Origin of the sequence: Aurantimonas sp. DM33-3, from assembly GCF_014334315.1 — a bacterium.
In the GTDB taxonomy this organism is placed as follows: Bacteria; Pseudomonadota; Alphaproteobacteria; order Rhizobiales; family Rhizobiaceae; genus Aurantimonas; species Aurantimonas coralicida.
Genome location: NZ_JACSGS010000005.1, coordinates 211,309 through 228,080, shown reverse-complemented (window position 1 = coordinate 228,080; position 16,772 = coordinate 211,309). Strand labels below are relative to the sequence as shown.

Annotated in this window: 15 protein-coding genes; 2 read left to right on the top strand and 13 right to left on the bottom strand. The window is 66.5% G+C overall.

Translation table 11 applies throughout. The annotated features are described in order from the left end of the window. Positions 1–44: 44 nt before the first annotated feature. The 9 genes from H9Q09_RS09540 to H9Q09_RS09500 all read right to left on the bottom strand — a co-directional run bounded on the left by H9Q09_RS09540 (position 45) and on the right by H9Q09_RS09500 (position 8,519). Complete coding sequence (locus H9Q09_RS09540) at positions 45–1,040, bottom strand: ABC transporter substrate-binding protein (protein ID WP_024350298.1); 996 nt, start codon at positions 1,038–1,040, stop codon at positions 45–47. 35 nt (positions 1,041–1,075) lie between these two features. Then, positions 1,076–1,981 carry an ABC transporter permease gene (locus H9Q09_RS09535; protein WP_210315295.1) on the bottom strand — a complete coding sequence of 302 codons (906 nt, stop codon included), beginning with the start codon at positions 1,979–1,981 and terminating at the stop codon, positions 1,076–1,078. Positions 1,982–2,046: 65 nt separating this feature from the next. Further along, positions 2,047–2,997 carry an ABC transporter permease gene (locus H9Q09_RS09530; RefSeq protein WP_187390831.1) on the bottom strand — a complete coding sequence of 317 codons (951 nt, stop codon included), beginning with the start codon at positions 2,995–2,997 and terminating at the stop codon, positions 2,047–2,049. Positions 2,998–3,006: 9 nt separating this feature from the next. Next, positions 3,007–3,828: an ABC transporter ATP-binding protein gene (locus H9Q09_RS09525; protein WP_187390830.1), complete on the bottom strand. Its 822-nt coding sequence runs from the start codon at positions 3,826–3,828 to the stop codon at positions 3,007–3,009. Between the two features lie 4 nt (positions 3,829–3,832). Then, a complete protein-coding gene (hydA, locus tag H9Q09_RS09520; RefSeq protein WP_187390829.1) occupies positions 3,833–5,284 on the bottom strand; it encodes a dihydropyrimidinase in 1,452 nt (483 codons plus the stop codon). Beyond that, a complete protein-coding gene (locus tag H9Q09_RS09515) occupies positions 5,281–5,679 on the bottom strand; it encodes a type II toxin-antitoxin system PemK/MazF family toxin (protein WP_348646293.1) in 399 nt (132 codons plus the stop codon). The genes hydA and H9Q09_RS09515 overlap by 4 nt, the downstream gene beginning before the upstream one ends. After that, positions 5,658–5,876 carry an antitoxin MazE-like protein gene (locus H9Q09_RS09510; protein ID WP_187390828.1) on the bottom strand — a complete coding sequence of 73 codons (219 nt, stop codon included), beginning with the start codon at positions 5,874–5,876 and terminating at the stop codon, positions 5,658–5,660. Before H9Q09_RS09510 ends, H9Q09_RS09515 begins: the two co-directional genes overlap by 22 nt. A 35-nt stretch (positions 5,877–5,911) precedes the next feature. Further along, a complete protein-coding gene (locus H9Q09_RS09505) occupies positions 5,912–7,159 on the bottom strand; it encodes a Zn-dependent hydrolase (RefSeq protein ID WP_187390827.1) in 1,248 nt (415 codons plus the stop codon). 31 nt (positions 7,160–7,190) lie between these two features. Then, positions 7,191–8,519: an aspartate aminotransferase family protein gene (locus H9Q09_RS09500; protein WP_024350291.1), complete on the bottom strand. Its 1,329-nt coding sequence runs from the start codon at positions 8,517–8,519 to the stop codon at positions 7,191–7,193. Positions 8,520–8,696: 177 nt separating this feature from the next. On the opposite strand from H9Q09_RS09500, the gene H9Q09_RS09495 reads away from it, so the two are divergent. Then, on the top strand, positions 8,697–9,359 hold the full coding sequence (locus H9Q09_RS09495; protein ID WP_024350290.1) for a TetR family transcriptional regulator C-terminal domain-containing protein: 663 nt from the start codon (positions 8,697–8,699) through the stop codon (positions 9,357–9,359). A gap of 39 nt (positions 9,360–9,398) precedes the next feature. Here H9Q09_RS09495 and H9Q09_RS09490 read toward each other — a convergent pair whose 3' ends face one another. The 4 genes from H9Q09_RS09490 to H9Q09_RS09475 form a co-directional block, all read right to left on the bottom strand. After that, a complete protein-coding gene (locus H9Q09_RS09490; protein ID WP_246716078.1) occupies positions 9,399–11,843 on the bottom strand; it encodes an EAL domain-containing protein in 2,445 nt (814 codons plus the stop codon). A 141-nt stretch (positions 11,844–11,984) separates the two neighbouring features. Further along, complete coding sequence (locus H9Q09_RS09485) at positions 11,985–13,646, bottom strand: FAD-binding dehydrogenase (protein WP_024350288.1); 1,662 nt, start codon at positions 13,644–13,646, stop codon at positions 11,985–11,987. A gap of 93 nt (positions 13,647–13,739) precedes the next feature. Further along, on the bottom strand, positions 13,740–15,083 hold the full coding sequence (gene preA / locus H9Q09_RS09480; RefSeq protein ID WP_024350287.1) for an NAD-dependent dihydropyrimidine dehydrogenase subunit PreA: 1,344 nt from the start codon (positions 15,081–15,083) through the stop codon (positions 13,740–13,742). Positions 15,084–15,095: 12 nt separating this feature from the next. Further along, positions 15,096–16,523: an NAD(P)-dependent oxidoreductase gene (locus tag H9Q09_RS09475; RefSeq protein WP_024350286.1), complete on the bottom strand. Its 1,428-nt coding sequence runs from the start codon at positions 16,521–16,523 to the stop codon at positions 15,096–15,098. On the opposite strand from H9Q09_RS09475, the gene H9Q09_RS09470 reads away from it, so the two are divergent. Beyond that, positions 16,522–16,701, top strand: coding sequence for a hypothetical protein (locus H9Q09_RS09470; protein WP_187390825.1), 180 nt, complete (start codon positions 16,522–16,524; stop codon positions 16,699–16,701). The two genes, H9Q09_RS09475 and H9Q09_RS09470, sit on opposite strands and share 2 nt — an antisense overlap. The last annotated feature ends 71 nt before the right edge of the window (positions 16,702–16,772 follow it).

Sequence of the window (16,772 nt, the reverse complement as noted above, 5' to 3'; positions counted from 1 at the left end):
GACATGCCCCGGCCTTTCGCTTGTCCGTACTGACCGGCAGGCGGTCAGTCCATCTCGGCAGCCTTGTCGGTGACGACGCTGGTCCAGGCGCCCTCGGGCTCCTTTGTGATCACCGGGTCGGAGCCGCCCGACATCAGGACGCCGACGGTGTTGTCAGCCGCCGCCGTGTCGAGCGCGCCGTCGTCACCGAGGAGCTTGGCGATCTCGCCCATCATGAAGGTCTGGTGCGCCATGGTCTGGGCACCGGTCATGTCGTTGTCGAGAACGATCTCGGCCGCCTCTTCCGGGTTTTCGGCCGCATAGGACCAGCCCTTCATCGACGCCTTCACGAAGCGGGCATAGGCGTCCACCATCTCCGGCTTCTGCAGATCCTCCTCGAGGACATAGAGGCCGTCCTCGAGCGTCGCGACGCCCTGGTCGGTGTAGTTGAACACCACCAGTTCCTCGGCCGGGATGCCGGCGTCCAGAACCTGGCCGTATTCGTTGTAGGTCATGGTTGAGATGCAGTCGGCCTGCTTCTGGATCAGCGGATCGACATTGAAGCCCTGCTTGATGACGGTGACGCCCTCGTCGCCGCCTTCGGTCGACAGGCCGAGCTGCGACATCCAGGACAGGAACGGATATTCGTTGCCCGAGAACCAGACGCCGAGGGTCTTGCCCTTGAAGTCGGCGGGCTTCTCGATGCCGGTCTCCTTGCGACAGGTCAGCATCATGCCCGAGCGCTCGAAGGGCTGGGCGATGTTGACCAGCGCGACGCCCTTTTCGCGGGCGGCCAGCGCCGACGGCATCCAGTCGACGACGATGTCGGCGCCGCCACCGGCCAGCACCTGGACCGGAGCGATGTCGGGTCCGCCCGGCTTGATGGTGACGTCGAGATCGGCCTCCTCGTAGAAGCCTTTCTCCTTGGCGACGTAATAGCCGGCGAACTGCGCCTGGGTGACCCATTTGAGCTGCAGCGTCAGCGCATCCTGCGCCATTGCGGGCATCGCCAGACCAAGACCTGCCAACGCCACCGTGGCGCCTGCCAGTAGCTTCCTCATGCGCATTCTCCTTTGCTGCTGCGTTGCGTCGCCGCCTAGCCCTTGCGGTAGGACGGATGCCAGAAAGTCGTGATCCGCTCGATAACGGACAGAATGCCATAGGTCAGCGAACCCGCGAGCGCGGCGACCGCGATCTCGGCCCAGACCATGTCGGTGTTCATCCGGCCGATCTCGGTCGAGATGCGAAAGCCCATGCCGACGATCGGCGTGCCGAAGAACTCCGCCACGATTGCACCGATCAGGGCGAGGGTCGAGTTGATCTTCAGCGCGTTGAAGATGAAGGGCATGGCCGCCGGCAGCCGCAGCTTCAGAAGGCTCTGCCAGGGGCCGGCGGCATAGGTGCGCATCAGGTCGCGCTCCATCGCCCCGGCCGCCGACAGGCCGGCGACGGTGTTCACCAGCATGGGGAAGAAGGTCATCACCACGACCACGGCGGCCTTGGACGGCCAGTCGAAGCCGAACCACATCACCATGATCGGCGCGACGCCGACGATGGGCAGCGCCGAGACGAGATTGCCGACCGGCAGAAGCCCGCGCTTCAAGAAGGACGAGCGATCGACCAGCACCGCGACGGCGAAACCGCTTGCACAGCCGATGACGTAGCCCGCCACCACCGCTTTCAGGAACGTCTGGACGAAGTCGACCCACAGGATCGGCAGCGAGTTGGCGATCCTGACACCGATGTCGGACGGGGCCGGCAGGAGCACGATCGGCACCTGCAGCGCCCGCACCACGAACTCCCAGAGGAACAGCAGCGAGACGCCGAAGACGACCGGGATGAGTACCTGGAGCGCGACGTGCCCCGCCCGCCCCCGCGGCTCGATCGCGGCGAGACTGACGGTCAGCCGCCAGGAGGCGGCCCAGAAGGCGAGGATCGCCAGGATCAGAAGCGGGCCACGCTGGTTCACGCCGAGCAGCGTCAGGGCGGCGATCGCCGCCATTGCCGCAAGGCCGCCGGTCAGGGCGATCGCGCCGGGACCGGGGCCGGCGCCGTTCCGCGCGGCGCTCATGGCCGGGCCCCCATGCGCTTGAGCGACGCCTTTTCGCCGAGCCCGATCAGCCAGACGAGGACGCCCGCCATGATCGCAGCGGCGACGAGCGCCGACCAGATCTGGATGGTCTGGCCATAATAGGAGCCGGCCAGAAGCCGCGCGCCGAGACCGGCGACCGCGCCGGTCGGCAGTTCGCCGACAATGGCCCCGACGAGAGCCGCTGCCACGGCCACCTTCATGGAGGTGAACAGGAACGGCATGGACGCCGGCCAGCGCAGCTTGACCAGCGTCTGGCGGCGGGTCGCCGAATAGGTGTGCATCAGATCGATCAGCATCGCGTCGGGCGAGCGCAGCCCCTTCACCATGCCGACCGCGACCGGGAAGAAGGACAGGTAGGTTGAAATGATCGCCTTGGGCAGAAGGCCGGTCACGCCGACCGAATTGAGGACGACGATCACCATCGGCGCGATGGCGAGGATCGGGATGGTCTGCGAGGCGATGATCCAGGGCATCAGGCTCTTGTCGAGCGTGCGCGAATTGAGGATGCCGACGGCCAGGAGCACGCCCAGCGCGGTGCCGATGAGGAAGCCGAGCAGCGTCGAGGAGAGCGTCACCCAGGCGTGGTAGAGCAGCGAACGCGGCGAGGACGGTTTCACCCCCACCGTCGAGTTCCAGATTTCCACGACGATCTGGTGCGGCGCCGGCAACACCGGCCGCTCCGCCGACCAGGTGGCGGCGACCGTGTCGAGGGCGCCATAGGCCTCGCCGGCGCGCTCCAGCTTCACCGTCTCGGTCGCCCAGTTCATCCCGATGGCGGCGAGATACCAGATGGCGAGGATCGCCAGGACGACGGTGAGAACCGGCACGGTCCGCCCGTCGCGCATGCGCCGGCCCAGCCGCCGCAGCGGACCAGCATAGCCGATGGCCGCGCCCGGCTCGGCGATGGGGGTCGACGGCGGCGTCATCGGCACCGCTCAGTCATAGCCGTGCCCTGCCCGCAGTCCCTCGCGCACCTGGTGGGCGATGGCGAGGAATTCCGGCGTGTCGCGGATGTCGAGGGGACGGTCCGGCCCGAGATCGCAGTCGATGATCTCGTGAATGCGACCCGGCCGCGGGCTCATCACCACGATCCGTGTCGACAGGAACACTGCCTCGGGGATCGAGTGCGTCACGAAGACGACAGTCTTCCGGGTCTTGGCCCAAAGCTTCAGCAGTTCCTCGTTGAGATGGTCGCGGACGATCTCGTCGAGCGCGCCGAAGGGTTCGTCCATCAGGAGGAGGTCCGGGTCGAAGCACAGGGCGCGGGCGATCGAGGCCCGCTGCTGCATGCCGCCGGACAATTGCCAGGGATATTTGCGGCCGAAGCCGGCAAGGCCGACCAGTTCGAGATTGGCGTCGATCCGGCGTTTCCGCTCGGCCCGGTCGAAGCCCATGATTTCCAGCGGCAGTGCGACGTTCTTCTCGATGGTGCGCCAGGGATAGAGCGCCGCGGCCTGGAAGACATAGCCATAGGCCCGCGCCTGGCGCGCCTGGTCGGGCGTCATGCCGTTGACCGAGATCGATCCGCCGGTCGGCTGCTCCAGGTCGGCGATGACCCTGAGCAGCGTGGTCTTGCCGCAGCCGGACGGCCCGATGAAGGAGACGAACTCGCCGCTGTTCACGGTGAGGTCGATGCCCTTCAGCGCATGGACCGGCGTGTCGGCGGTCTCGAAGACGAGGTCGAGATTGCGGGCTTCGATGACCGGCGCGGCGGCCGCGGCAGACGGCTCGGTCGATCGGGACGTGGTCTGGCTCAAACTGTCAGACCCCGCTCGCCGGAATGCCGGTGCGCTCGATCTTGCGCGGCGCGGTGAGTTCCTTCCAGGTCGACAGCGCCTTGGCGGCGGGCGCGCTGGCCGGACGCTCGACGAAGCGGCCATTGCCCTTTTCGGCCCGCACGTCGCCCTCCTTGAAGGCGAGGCGGCCGCGCGAGAGCGTCATCACCGGCAGGCCGGTCAGTTCGATGCCCTCGAAGACGTTGTATTCGATCACCGATTTCTGGGTCTTGGCCGAGATGGTCTTGGTGGCGGCCGGGTCGAAGATCACCAGATCGGCGTCGGCCCCGACGAGAATCGCGCCCTTCTTCGGATAGATGTTGAGGATCTTGGCGATGTTGGTGGACGTGACGGCGACGAACTCGTTCATCGTTAGCCGGCCGGTGCCGACGCCCTTTGTCCACAGGACCGCCAGCCGGTCTTCGAGGCCCCCGGTGCCGTTGGGGATCTTGGTGAAGTCGCCGAGCCCCATGCGCTTCTGCTCGTCGGTGAAGGCGCAATGGTCGGTGGCGACGACCTGCAAGGAGCCGGCCGCGAGGCCCGCCCAAAGCGAATCCTGGTTCTTCTTGTCGCGGAAGGGCGGCGACATCACCCGGCGGGCGGCGTGCTGCCAGTCGGGATGGAAATACTCGCTCTCGTCCAGCACCAGATGCTGGATCAGCGGCTCGCCATAGACCCGCATGCCCTTCTGGCGGGCCCGGCGGATCGCTTCATGGGCCTGTTCGCAGGAGGTGTGGACCACGTAGAGCGGGACGCCCGCCTGATCGGCGATCATGATGGCGCGGTTGACCGCCTCGCCCTCGACCTCGGGCGGGCGCGAATAGGCGTGGCCCTCCGGCCCGTTATTGCCCTCGGCGAGCAATTTCTGCTGCAGGAAGGCGACGACGTCGCCGTTCTCGGCATGGACCAGCGGCATGGCGCCGAGCTCGGCGCAGCGGGTGAAGGACGCGAACATCTCGTCGTCATTCACCATCAGCGCGCCCTTGTAGGCCATGAAGTGCTTGAAGGTGTTAATGCCGGCCTCGACCACCTTGGGCATCTCGTCGAAATATTTCTGGCCCCACCAGGTCACGCCCATGTGGAAGGAATAGTCGGTGCGGGCCGGACCGGCCTTCTGGAACCAGGTCTGCAGCGCGTCCAGCGGCCCCTGGTCGGGGGCAGGCAGGCAGAAATCGACGGTCATGGTGGTGCCGCCGGCCAGCGCCGCCGCCGAGCCGGAATCGAAATCGTCCGCCGAATGGGTGCCCATGAAGGGCATTTCCATATGGGTGTGGGGGTCGATGCCGCCGGGCATGACATAGGTGCCGGAGGCGTCGATCACCTCGTCGCCCGACAGGTCGGGACCGATCGCCGCGATGGTGTCGCCATCGATCAGGATGTCGGCCTTGTAGGTGAGATCGGCGGTTACGATCGTGCCGCCCTTGATGACGATGGTCATGGTGACTCCTGGCTGGACGATGGAAGATTGGAAGGCGCCGCGCCGACGACGCCTGCCAGTTGCAGGAAGATCATCAGGGCCCGGTCGACCTCAAGCATGCGGTCCGGGTCGACACTGCCGATCGGCGCATAGACCTTTTCGCGCGGATAGGTCTGGAGCTTGTCGACCATCAGCTGCGAACGCTCCCGCAATCCGTTCGACGGCGCCGGCTCTACGGGAATGCGGATAGAGATGTCCTTGCCAAGATCGGTGGTGAAGGGAACGACCGTGACGCTGCCAAGATGCTCGGCGAAATGGTCGGCGTGCACGACAACGGCCGGCCTGGCCTTGCCGTAGTCTCCGTTCCCCGAGACGAGCACGACATCCCCTCTCCTCATTGAGGAAGATCGTCCCACAGATCGGCGACCTCGTCCGACAGGCGATCGATCTCTCCCGACCGGCGATCCGCCGCATTGATCGCCCGGCAGTCCTTGTCCAACTGCGCCTGAAAGGCCGGATCGTTCCAGTTCGGCACCCACATTTCGACAGGCTGAAATCCGCGAGCCAGAAGATCGGCCCGTTCCGCTTCGGTCAGTTCCTTCGGCCTGCCCATGACGACCTCCTGGCGTTGCGCGATCCCGGTCCAGCCTACTCCACGATGCCCGCAGTCTCCACGACCGCGCGCATCAGGACGTTGGCGCCGGCCGTCGCCCATTCCTTGGAAATCTCTTCCGCCTCGTTGTGGGACAGGCCGTCGACACAGGGGCACATGACCATGGCGGTCGGCGCAACGCGGTTGATCCAGCAGGCGTCGTGGCCGGCCCCCGAGACGATGTTACGGTGGGAATAGCCGAGCGCCTCGGCGGCGTCGCGGATGGCCGTCACGCAGGTTTCGTCGAAGGTCACCGGATCGAAATGGCCGACCTCGTCGACGGACACGTCGATGTCGAGCGCGTCGGCGATCAGGTCGATGCCGTCCTCGATGCGCTCGCGCATCGTGTCGAGGGTGTCCTTGGACGGCGAGCGGATGTCGACGGTGAAGACGCAGCGGCCGGGAATGATGTTGCGGGAGTTCGGATGGACGTCGATCTGGCCGATCGTGCCGACGGCGTTCGGCTGGTAATCCATCGCCACCTCATGGACGAGCTCGATGACCCGCGCCATGCCGAGGCCGGCATTGCGCCGCTTGTACATCGGCGTCGAGCCGGTGTGGCTCTCCTTGCCGGTCAGGGTGACCTCCAGCCAGTAGAGCCCCTGTCCGTGGGTGACGACGCCAATGTCGATCCCCTCGTCCTCCAGAATCGGCCCCTGCTCGATGTGCAACTCGAAGAACGCCTTCATCTTGCGGCTGCCGACCGGCTCGTCGCCCTGCCACCCGATCCGCTCGAGTTCGGCGCCGAAGCTCTTGCCGACGGCGTCCTTGCGGTCCTTGGCCCAGCTCTCTTCCAGAACGCCGGCGAAGACACCCGAGGCCAGCATGGCCGGGGCAAAGCGGGTGCCCTCCTCGTTCGTCCAGTTGGTGACGACGATCGGATGCCGAGTGCGGATATTGAGGTCGTTGAGGGTGCGCACCAGTTCGAGGCCGGCCAGCACGCCGAGGACGCCGTCGTACTTGCCGCCGGTCGGCTGGGTATCGAGATGACTGCCGACATAGACCGGCAGCGCCTCGGGATCGGTGCCTTCGCGGCGGGCGAACATGTTGCCCATCGTGTCGAGGCCCATGGTCAGTCCGGCCGCCTCGCACCATGCCTTGAAGAGCGACCGCCCCTCGGCGTCCTCGTCGGTCAGGGTCTGGCGGTTGTTTCCGCCGGCGATGCCCGGGCCGATCTTCGCCATCTCCATCAGCGAATCCCAGAGGCGGTCGCCGTCGATCTGGAGATTGGTGGCTGGGCTCATGGGGTCACTCTCTCGATCTGTTGCGGTGCCGTCAGGCGAGGGTCTTCAGAATGCCGCGCAGCGTCTCGACGATCTCGCCGATCTGGTCCTCGGAGATCATCAGCGGCGGCGACAGGGCGATGATATCGCCGGTCGTGCGGATCAGCAGCCCCTTTTCGTAGGCTTCCAGGAAGGCCGAGAAGGCCCGCTTGGTCGGCTCCCCGGCGATCGGCTCCAGCTCGATGGCGCCGATCAGGCCGATGGTGCGGATGTCGATCACATGGGGCTCGCCCTTCAGCGAATGGATCGCCTCGGCCCAGACCGGCTCCAGCGCCTTCGCCCGCTCGAACAGCCCGTCTTCCTTGTAGGTCTCCAGCGTTGCGAGACCCGCCGCCGCGGCGATCGGGTTGCCGGAATAGGTATAGCCGTGAGCGAACTCGATCAGATGCTCGGCGCCGCCCATGAAGGCGTCGTAGATCTCGTCCTTCACATAGACTGCGCCCATCGGGATGACGCCGTTGGTCAGGCCCTTGGCGGTGACCATGATGTCCGGTGTCACGCCGAAATAATCGGCGGCGAAGGCCGTGCCCATGCGCCCGTAGCCGGTGATCACCTCGTCGAAGATGAGCAGGATACCGTGCTGGTCGCAGATCTCGCGCAGCCGCTTCAGATAGCCCTTCGGCGGCGGCAGGACGCCGGTCGAACCGGCCACCGGCTCGACGATCACCGCCGCGATGGTGGAGGGATCGTGCAGGGTGGCGATGCGCAGGAGGTCGTCGGCCAGTTCGGCGCCATGCTCGGTCTCGCCGCTGGAATAGCCGTTGCGGACCGGATCGTGGGTGTGGCGCATGTGGTCGACGCCGGTCAGGAGCGTGCCGAACATCTTGCGGTTGCCGACAATGCCGCCGACCGAGATGCCGCCGAAATTGACCCCGTGATAGCCGCGCTCACGCCCGATCAGGCGGAAGCGGGCTCCATCGCCCTTCGCCCGGTGATAGGCGAGCGCGATCTTCAGCGCGGTCTCGACCGACTCGGAGCCGGAATTGGTGAAGAACACGTGGTCGAGGCCGGACGGCGCGATCGCGGCAAGGCGCGAGGCCAGTTCGAAGGCCTTCGGATGTCCCATCTGGAAGGCCGGCGCGTAGTCGAGCTCGGCCGCCTGCTTCTGGATCGCCTCGACGATCCGCGGCCGGCAATGGCCGGCATTGACGCACCACAGGCCGGCGGTGCCATCCAGTACCTGGCGCCCGTCGGACGTGGTGTAGTGCATGTCCTTGGCCGCGACGAACATGCGCGGCGTCTGCTTGAACTGCCGGTTCGCGGTGAACGGCATCCAGAAGGCTTCGAGATTGTTGGGCGCGATCGGTGCGTTCTCGTTCATCGGCTGCCGCCTCAATGGGACGGTTCCGAAGCCCGGATCGTCCGAAATCTTGACTAATTGGTCAAAAGCGAGGCTAGAAGGTCGTCAGGAATCGGTCAAGCGTCCTGCTGAAGATCTGCGCAGAATATCGCAGTGCAAAATAGGCGGGCAGACTCCGGTTTGGAGAGGGCGGAACGCGTGGACCAGACAGTCGAGCATTCCGGCACAGAGTTGCCGCATGGCGACCGCCAGCCGACCCGCATCCAGGCGATCAACCGCGAGATCATCCTGGACGCCGCGCTCGAAGTGTTTTCGGTCAACGGCTTCCGGGGATCGACCGTCGACCAGATCGCCGTGCGGGCGAAGATGTCGAAGCCGAATCTCCTCTATTATTTCCGCCGCAAGCAGGACATCTACCGGGCGGTGCTGGAGCACACGCTGGACGACTGGCTGGCGCCGCTGGAAGCGATGAACGCCGACGGCGACCCGATCGAGGAGCTGCGCCGCTACATCACCGCCAAGCTCGCCATGTCGGAAGACAATCCGGCCGCCTCGCGCCTGTTCGCCAACGAGGTCCTGGCCGGGGCCCCGGTGGTCGGCGACTTTCTCGCCACCCGGCTCAAGCAGCTCGTCGACGTGAAGGCGCGGGTCATTCGGGACTGGGTCGATCGTGGCCAGCTCGCACCGGTCGATCCGTACCATCTGATCTTCATGATCTGGGCGACGACCCAGCACTATGCCGATTTCGACGTGCAGATCCGCGCGATCGTCGGCCGTCAGGTCGATGCGCCCGGCTTCCGCGAGCAGACCGCGCAGGCCGTGCTGTCGGTCGTCCTCAACGGCATCCGGCCACGGGATTGACGTTCACTCGCGGTCGGACGGATTGCGCTCGCCCACCGCTCAGGCGGCGGTGGCCGCGGTGCTGCGCGGCTCGATCGCGTCCTGGGTCAGCGCCTCGAATTCATGCGGCCAGCGGTCGGCGATCTCGACCAGCATCTTCGGCAGGTCCGAAGCCGGGCGCGGCCGCGAGAAATAATAGCCCTGCATCTCGCGGCATCCCTCGGCGTAGAGAATGCGCATCTGCTCCGGCGTCTCGATACCCTCGGCGATGACCCGCATGTCGAGGGCGTTGGACAGGCCGATGACCGAACGCACGATGGCGATGTTCTCCGGCCGCGACATGTCGCGCACGAAGGACTGGTCGATCTTGATCTTGTCGAAGGGGAAGCGGTTCAGATAGCCGAGCGAGGAATAGCCGGTGCCGAAATCGTCCATCGAGATGGTCAGGCCCATCCGGCGGAATTCCGTCAGGATCGAGAGCACCTTGTCGCCCTCGTCGAGGAACAGGGATTCGGTGACCTCGATCTGCAGTCGCGACGGCTGCAGCCCGGACTTGGCCAGAACGCGCCGCACATCGGCGACGAGGGTCGGGCTCTTGAACTGCACCGCCGAGAGGTTGACCGAGATGGCGAGATCGCTGACCCAGCTCGACGCCTGCTCGCAGGCGGTTTCCAGCGCCCACAGGCCGATCTGGGTAATCAGCCCGGTTTCCTCGGCCAGCGGGATGAAGGTGGAGGGGCTGACGCGGCCGCGTTCCGGGTGGTTCCAGCGCAGCAGGGCCTCGAAGCCGCTGATCGCGCGGCGCCCGGTATCGACGAAGGGCTGGTAGAACAGCTCGAACTGGCCCTCTTCGATCGCCTTCTGCAGGTCGATCTCCAGTTCGCGGCGCTGCTGCAGCTTCTGGCGCATGCTCGGCTGGAACATGCGGTAGCTGCTGCCGGCCGACTGCTTGGCCTGGTAGAGCGCGAGGTCGCAATTTTGCAGCGCGATCGCGGCGTCGAGATCCACGGGCCGCTTGCCGCCTGCAACATAAAGGGCGCCGACGCTGCCGGCGGCGCTGATGTTGCGCCCCTCGACCTCGAAGGGCTCGTCGAAGCTGGCGACCATCGAACGAGCGAGATCCTCGGCATCGGCGGCGGAGCGGCCGCCGAGGAGGATGACGGCGAATTCGTTGCCGCCGAGGCGCGCAACCGTCGCCTTCGTGCCGGCCTTCTCGATCAGCCGCGCACCGCACTGGCGCAGGATGGCGTCGCCGACGGGATGGCCATAGGTGTCGTTGATGGTCTTGAAGCCGCGAATGTCGATGACCGCGATGGTCAGCGCCTTGCGGCCCTTGCCGAGCGCCTCGTCGAGGATTTCGGCGAAGACGCCGCGATTGGGCAGTTCGGTCAGGGCGTCGTGGCCGGAGAGATGCTGCAGGCGCCGGGCGATGGCCTCGCGCTCGGTGATGTCCTCGAAGGTGATCAGAAGGCCGTCGCCGGACATGCCGCGACGCTTCACTTCCATGATCTGACCCTCGCCGACTTCCTGGACATGCGACGCCGTGTCGTTCGGGGCGACACGGCCGGTCAGCCGCGCATCGGTGAAGAAGTCGCGGGCGTTGGTGCCCGCCGGATGATCGCCGAAGAGTTCGGTGAAGGTCTCGTTGCACAGGATCATGCGCTTCTGGCCGTCCAGCATGCAGAGCGCCTGGGTCATGTTGTTCAGGGCCGCGGTCAGCTGGTCCTGCTGCGTGTTGAGCCGGCCGGCCATCAGGTCGACCTTGTCGAGCATCATCGTCTCGAGCTTCTCGCAATGCTCCTGCATCTGGCGAAGGGCATTCAGAACATCGCGCACCTCGCTCGGGCCGCGGGCCTCGATCATGTCGCACTCGATGCCGCTGGCCAGGTTGCGGGCAAGGCCCGACACCCGCCGCAGCGAGGCGCCGACGGAGCGCGACAGGAAGACGGCAAAGCCCGCCATGCCGATGAGGATCGCAGCCAGGCCGGCGAAATTGCGCAACCGCGCGCTTTCGATGGCGCCGACCGCCTCGGCCTTGGTCTGCACCAGGTCGGCGTTCATCGCCGTGACCGCGCGGTCGAGAACCAGCGCGGTGCTGGCGATCTCGCGGGCCGCCATGCGGGCCGACATGTTGCCGCCGGAGGCTTCCAGCCGGCTCAACGGATACAGGAGCTCGGACAGGATGGCCTGAACCTCGGCGGAGCCGGACTGGGCGAGGGCTGTCTGCACGTCGGCCTTGATCGAGGAGATGGTGCGCATCGCCGGTTCCAGCCGGACCTGCGCGTCGCTGCCGCTGGCTGTCTCCTGGGCGCCGAGGCTCTCGGCCAATGCGACCGTCTTGCCCTTGGCGACCTGAAGCCGCCCCAGCGGATCGATCCCGCCGTCGTAGAAATTCTGCGCGAAACCGAGGGAGACGGACTGGGAATGATAGGAAAAGGCCGCGAACAGGAGCGCCAGCACCGCGAAGATCGAACTGCCGATAATGAGACGCAAATGGATCGACATACAGCTCATTTCCCAATCGGCTGCCATTTCAGGCAACCGCATTCTCGACGCGCACGCAGCAGTTCTGACAGAAGAATGCTTCGGCTAGGTTACTTCACGGTTACGTGACGACGGGTCGCGCGAATTATTTTCGCCGGTTTTTCAACCTGTGGCTTTGGCTGCATACCGGCCGGCGCGGCGTCCGGAGAACAGGCAGCCGCCAAGAAAGCCGCCTTCGAGCGCATTGTATCCGTGGTAGCCGCCGCCGCCGAAGCCGGCGATCTCGCCAGCGGCATACAATCCCGGGATGGGCCGATCGTCCGCCGCGAGCACCCGGCCGTCCAGATCCGCATGAAGACCGCCGAGAGTCTTGCGCGTCAGGACGTTCAGGCGGACAGCGATCAGCGGTCCATGGGCGGGATCGAGGATCGCATGGGGCCTGGCGGTCCGGATCAGCCGGTCGCCCAGATACCGGCGGGCGCCGCGCAGCGCGATGATCTGCGCATCCTTGGAGAAGGGGTTGGCGATCTCGCGATCGCGCGCGACGATCTGCGCTTCCAGATGCGCCCGGTCGAGCCTCGGCTCGCCGGCAATCGCGTTCATGCCGTCGACCAGTTCGCCCAATGTGTCGGCAACGACGAAATCCTCGCCATGCCGCTTGAACGCCTCGACCGGTGGCGGTGCATTGCGGCCGCGCCGGTTGCGCAGCACGGCGCGCCAGTCCTTGCCGGTCATGTCCGGGTTCTGTTCGGACCCGGACAGCGCGAATTCCTTCTTGATGATCGACTGGGTCAGCACGAACCAGGAATGGCAATGGCCGGTCGACAGGATCCGCTTGAGGGTCGCCAGCGTGTCGAAACCCGGCAGTGCCGGCGGCTCCATGCGATTGCCGAGCGCATCGAACCACAGGGACGACGGGCCGGGCAGGATGCGGATGCCGTGCATCGGCCAGATCGGGTCGTGATTGGTGACACCCTCGGTATAGTGCCACATGCGGTCGCGGTTGATGACGCGGCCGCCGGCCGCCTCGGCGATCTCCAGCATGCGACCGTCGACATGGGCTGGAACGCCCGAGATCATCTTCTGCGGCGCCGGTCCGAGCCGCGCGACCGGCCAGTTGCACCGTACCATCTCGTGATTGCCGCCGACCCCGCCGGCCGTCAGCAGGATCGCGCCGGCCTCGATCTCGAAATCGCCGATCACCGCGCGGGACGAGGTTTCTCCGCGGGCCGTCGTGGCCGGGGCGAGGATTTCGCCCGCAACGCCCGTCGCCGTGCCATCGACGATCCGCAATTCGCTGACCCGGTGGCGGCCTTTCAGGATGATGCGCCCGGCCGCCATGTGCGCGCGCACGCGCCGCTCGAAGGGCGCGAGCACACCGGGACCGGTACCCCAGGTGATGTGAAAGCGCGGCACGGAATTGCCATGGCCGGTGGCCAGGCTGCCGCCGCGCTCGGCCCAGCCGACGACCGGAAACCAGCGCAGGCCCATCGCATGCAGCCAGGACCGCATCTCGCCGGCGGCGAAGTCCACATAGGCCTCGGCGACGATGCGCGGCCAGTGATCCTCCTCGCGGTCGAAGCCGGCCGAGCCCAGCCAATCCTGCAGCGCCAGTTCGCGGCTGTCGCGAATGCCCAGGCGGCGCTGTTCGGGGGTGTCCACCATGAACAGGCCACCGAGCGACCAGAAGGCCTGCCCGCCGAGATGATCGGCGCTCTCCTGATCAACGATGACGACGCGGCGTCCGGCGTCGGCCAGTTCGCTCGCCGCCACCAGTCCGGCCAGGCCAGCGCCCACGACGACCGCATCGGTGCGTTCGCTCAAATCGGTCCCCTCCCCCCGATGCTTGTCCCGATGCCGCCCTCCGTCAGCCAGGAGATGCCTACGGCCGTCGCCTCCGCGCGACGCCGTGTCGCGTCACTCGGCGGCGTCGGGCAGCACCACCGGCTCGGCGGCGTGCTGCTGGCGCTCCTTCGCCATCGGATTGTTCGGATGGCTCGTCCAGTTGCCGTAGGTGTCGGGGATCGGCCGCTTGGTGCGCGGATCGAAGCCGGTGATCCGCTCCATGGTGATGCAGTCCTCGACCGGGCAGACGTCGACGCACAGATTGCAGCCGACGCATTCCTCGTCGATCACCTCGAACTTGCGGATGCCGTCGACCATGCTGGTGATCGCCTGATGCGAGGTGTCCTCGCAGGCGATGTGGCAGCGCCCGCAGGAGATGCACTTGTCCTGGTCGATCCGCGCCTTGGTGACGTAGTTGAGGTTGAGATACTGCCAGTCGGTGACGTTGGGTGCGGCGCGGCCGCGGAAATCCTCGATCGAGGCATAGCCCTTCTCGTCCATCCAGTCGGACAGGCCGGAGCTCATCTCCTTCACCACCTTGAAGCCGTAGGTCATCGCCGCCGTGCAGACCTGCACGGTGCCGCAGCCAAGCGCGATGAACTCCGCCGCGTCGCGCCAGGTGGTGATGCCGCCAATGCCCGACATGGGCATTCCGGCCGTCTCGGGATCGCGGGCGATCTCCGCCACCATGTTGAGCGCGATCGGCTTGACCGCCGGGCCGCAATAGCCGCCATGGCTGCCCTTGCCGTCGATGGACGGGGTCGGGGCGAAATTGTCGAGGTCGATGGAGACGATCGACGAGATGGTGTTGATCAGCGACACCGCGTCGGCGCCGCCCTTCCTGGCCGCCCGGGCCGGAAAGCGGATGTCGGTGATGTTCGGGGTCAGCTTGACGATGACCGGCAGCTTCGAGTGCTGCTTGCACCAGCGCGCGACCATCTCGATATATTCGGGCACCTGACCGACCGCCGCGCCCATGCCGCGCTCGCTCATGCCGTGCGGGCAGCCGAAATTCAGTTCCACACCGTCGGCGCCGGTCTCCTCGACGAGGGCGAGGATCTTCTGCCAGGGCGCCTCCTCGCAGGGCACCATCAGCGACACGATCATCGCCCGATCGGGCCAGTTGCGCTTGACCCGCGCGATTTCCTCGAGGTTCGTATCGAGCGCCCTGTCGGTGATCAGCTCGATATTGTTCAGACCCAGCAGCCGCCGGTCCGGGCCATAGATCGCGCCGTAGCGCGGGCCGTTGACATTGACCACCGGCGGGTCCTCGCCGAGGGTCTTCCAGACGACCCCGCCCCAGCCCTGCTCGAAGGCGCGCTGGACATTGTATTCCTTGTCGGTCGGCGGCGCCGAGGCGAGCCAGAACGGATTCGGCGAGGAGATGCCGAGAAAGTTCGTCGCGAGATTGGCCATGGCTCGTTCTCCCTAGATCCGACCGGGGGTCAGTGCTTCGACCGCATCGGACATGACACCAGCGATCCGGGCGCCGAGCCCCTTCTCCGCCGCCAGCTCCGCATGGATGCTTTCGGCTGCGACCTTGCCGTCCTCGACGGCCACGACGGTGAGGTCCTCGCCCTCGAAAATGCAGTCGCCGCCGGCCCACACGCCCTTGAGCGACGTGCGTCGCTCGGCATCGACGCGGATGCGCCCGCGCTCCAGCGCGATGCCGTCGCTCTCGTCGTCGAGGCCATCGGGCAGGAAGCTCTGGCCGATCGCCTTGAAGATCTGGTCGGCCTCGATGGTCACCGTCTCGCCGGTGCCCGTCAGCCGGCCGTTCTCGATGGTCGTGCGCTCCAGTTCGATGCCGCGGACATGGCCCCCCTCGGCGAGAATGCGCTTTGGCTGCAGATGGCAGCGGATCTGCACGCCGCGGGTCTGGGCGATCTCCTGCTCGTAGGCCGAGGCGTTCATGGCGTCCTGGCCCCGGCGATAGGCAATGGTCACCTCCTCCGCGCCGAGCGCCTTGGCCTGCACGGCCGCGTCGACGGCGGTCATGCCGCCGCCGATGACGACGACGCGGCGGCCGACCGGCAGGTTGGTGAGATCGGTGGTCTGGCGGAGATCCGCGATCCAAGCGACGGCGTCGGCCGAACCGCTGCTCGTCTCGCCCTCGGCGCCGAGGGCGTTGACGCCGGCCAGACCGAGCCCGAGGAAGACCGCGTCGTAGTCGCGGCGCAGATCGGCGAGATGGATGTCGCGACCGAGCGCCTTGCCGGTCTCCAGCGTGATGCCGCCGATGGAGAGGATGAAGTCCACTTCGCGCTGGGCGAACTGTTCCGTCGCCTTGTAGGCGGCGATGCCATATTCGTTGAGGCCGCCGGGCTTGGGCCGTGCGTCATAGAGCGTGACGTCGTGACCGTGCAGGGCGAGCCGATGGGCGCAGGAGAGGCCGGCGGGCCCGGCGCCGACCACGGCGATCGTCTTGCCGGTCGGCTCGGCGCGGGTGAAGGGATGCTCCCCCGCCTCCATCAGATGGTCGGTCGCATAGCGCTGCAGGAGGCCGATCTTCACCGGCTTGCCCTCGCCCACTTCGCGGACACAGACCTCCTCGCACAAGGTCTCGGTCGGGCAGACCCGGGCGCACATACCGCCGAGTATGTTCGACGAGAGGATGGTCTTCGCCGCGCCGGTCGGGTTGCCGGCCTGGATCTCGCGGATGAACAGCGGGATGTCGATCGACGTCGGACAGGCCGTCATGCACGGCGCGTCGTAGCAGAAATAGCAACGATCGGCCTCGACCAGCGCCTCGTGCTGCTCGAGCGGCGGATGGATGTCAGAGAAATTGCCCGCCAGCTTGTCGGAAGCGAGGCGCCCTGCGCCGATATCGGGCCGGAACGGTCGGGTTTCGTTCATGCGTCGCATCCCCCTCGAAACCTTCCAGGGAGCCGGCGACGGCGATCTTCCGGCCTTCGACGGCTCGTGGAAGATTAGAATGATGCCAGTTTTTCAAAAGGTCAAATTTTTTATCGTCTGGTCAAAAATTGACCCGATTGCCTCTCGGGCAACAGCGATTATTGCCGCCCCTGCCTAGGCGATGACCGCGATCCGATGCGCGCACCGAACGACACGCCGGTCCCACCGCGTGTCAGCGCTGCGCCTGGA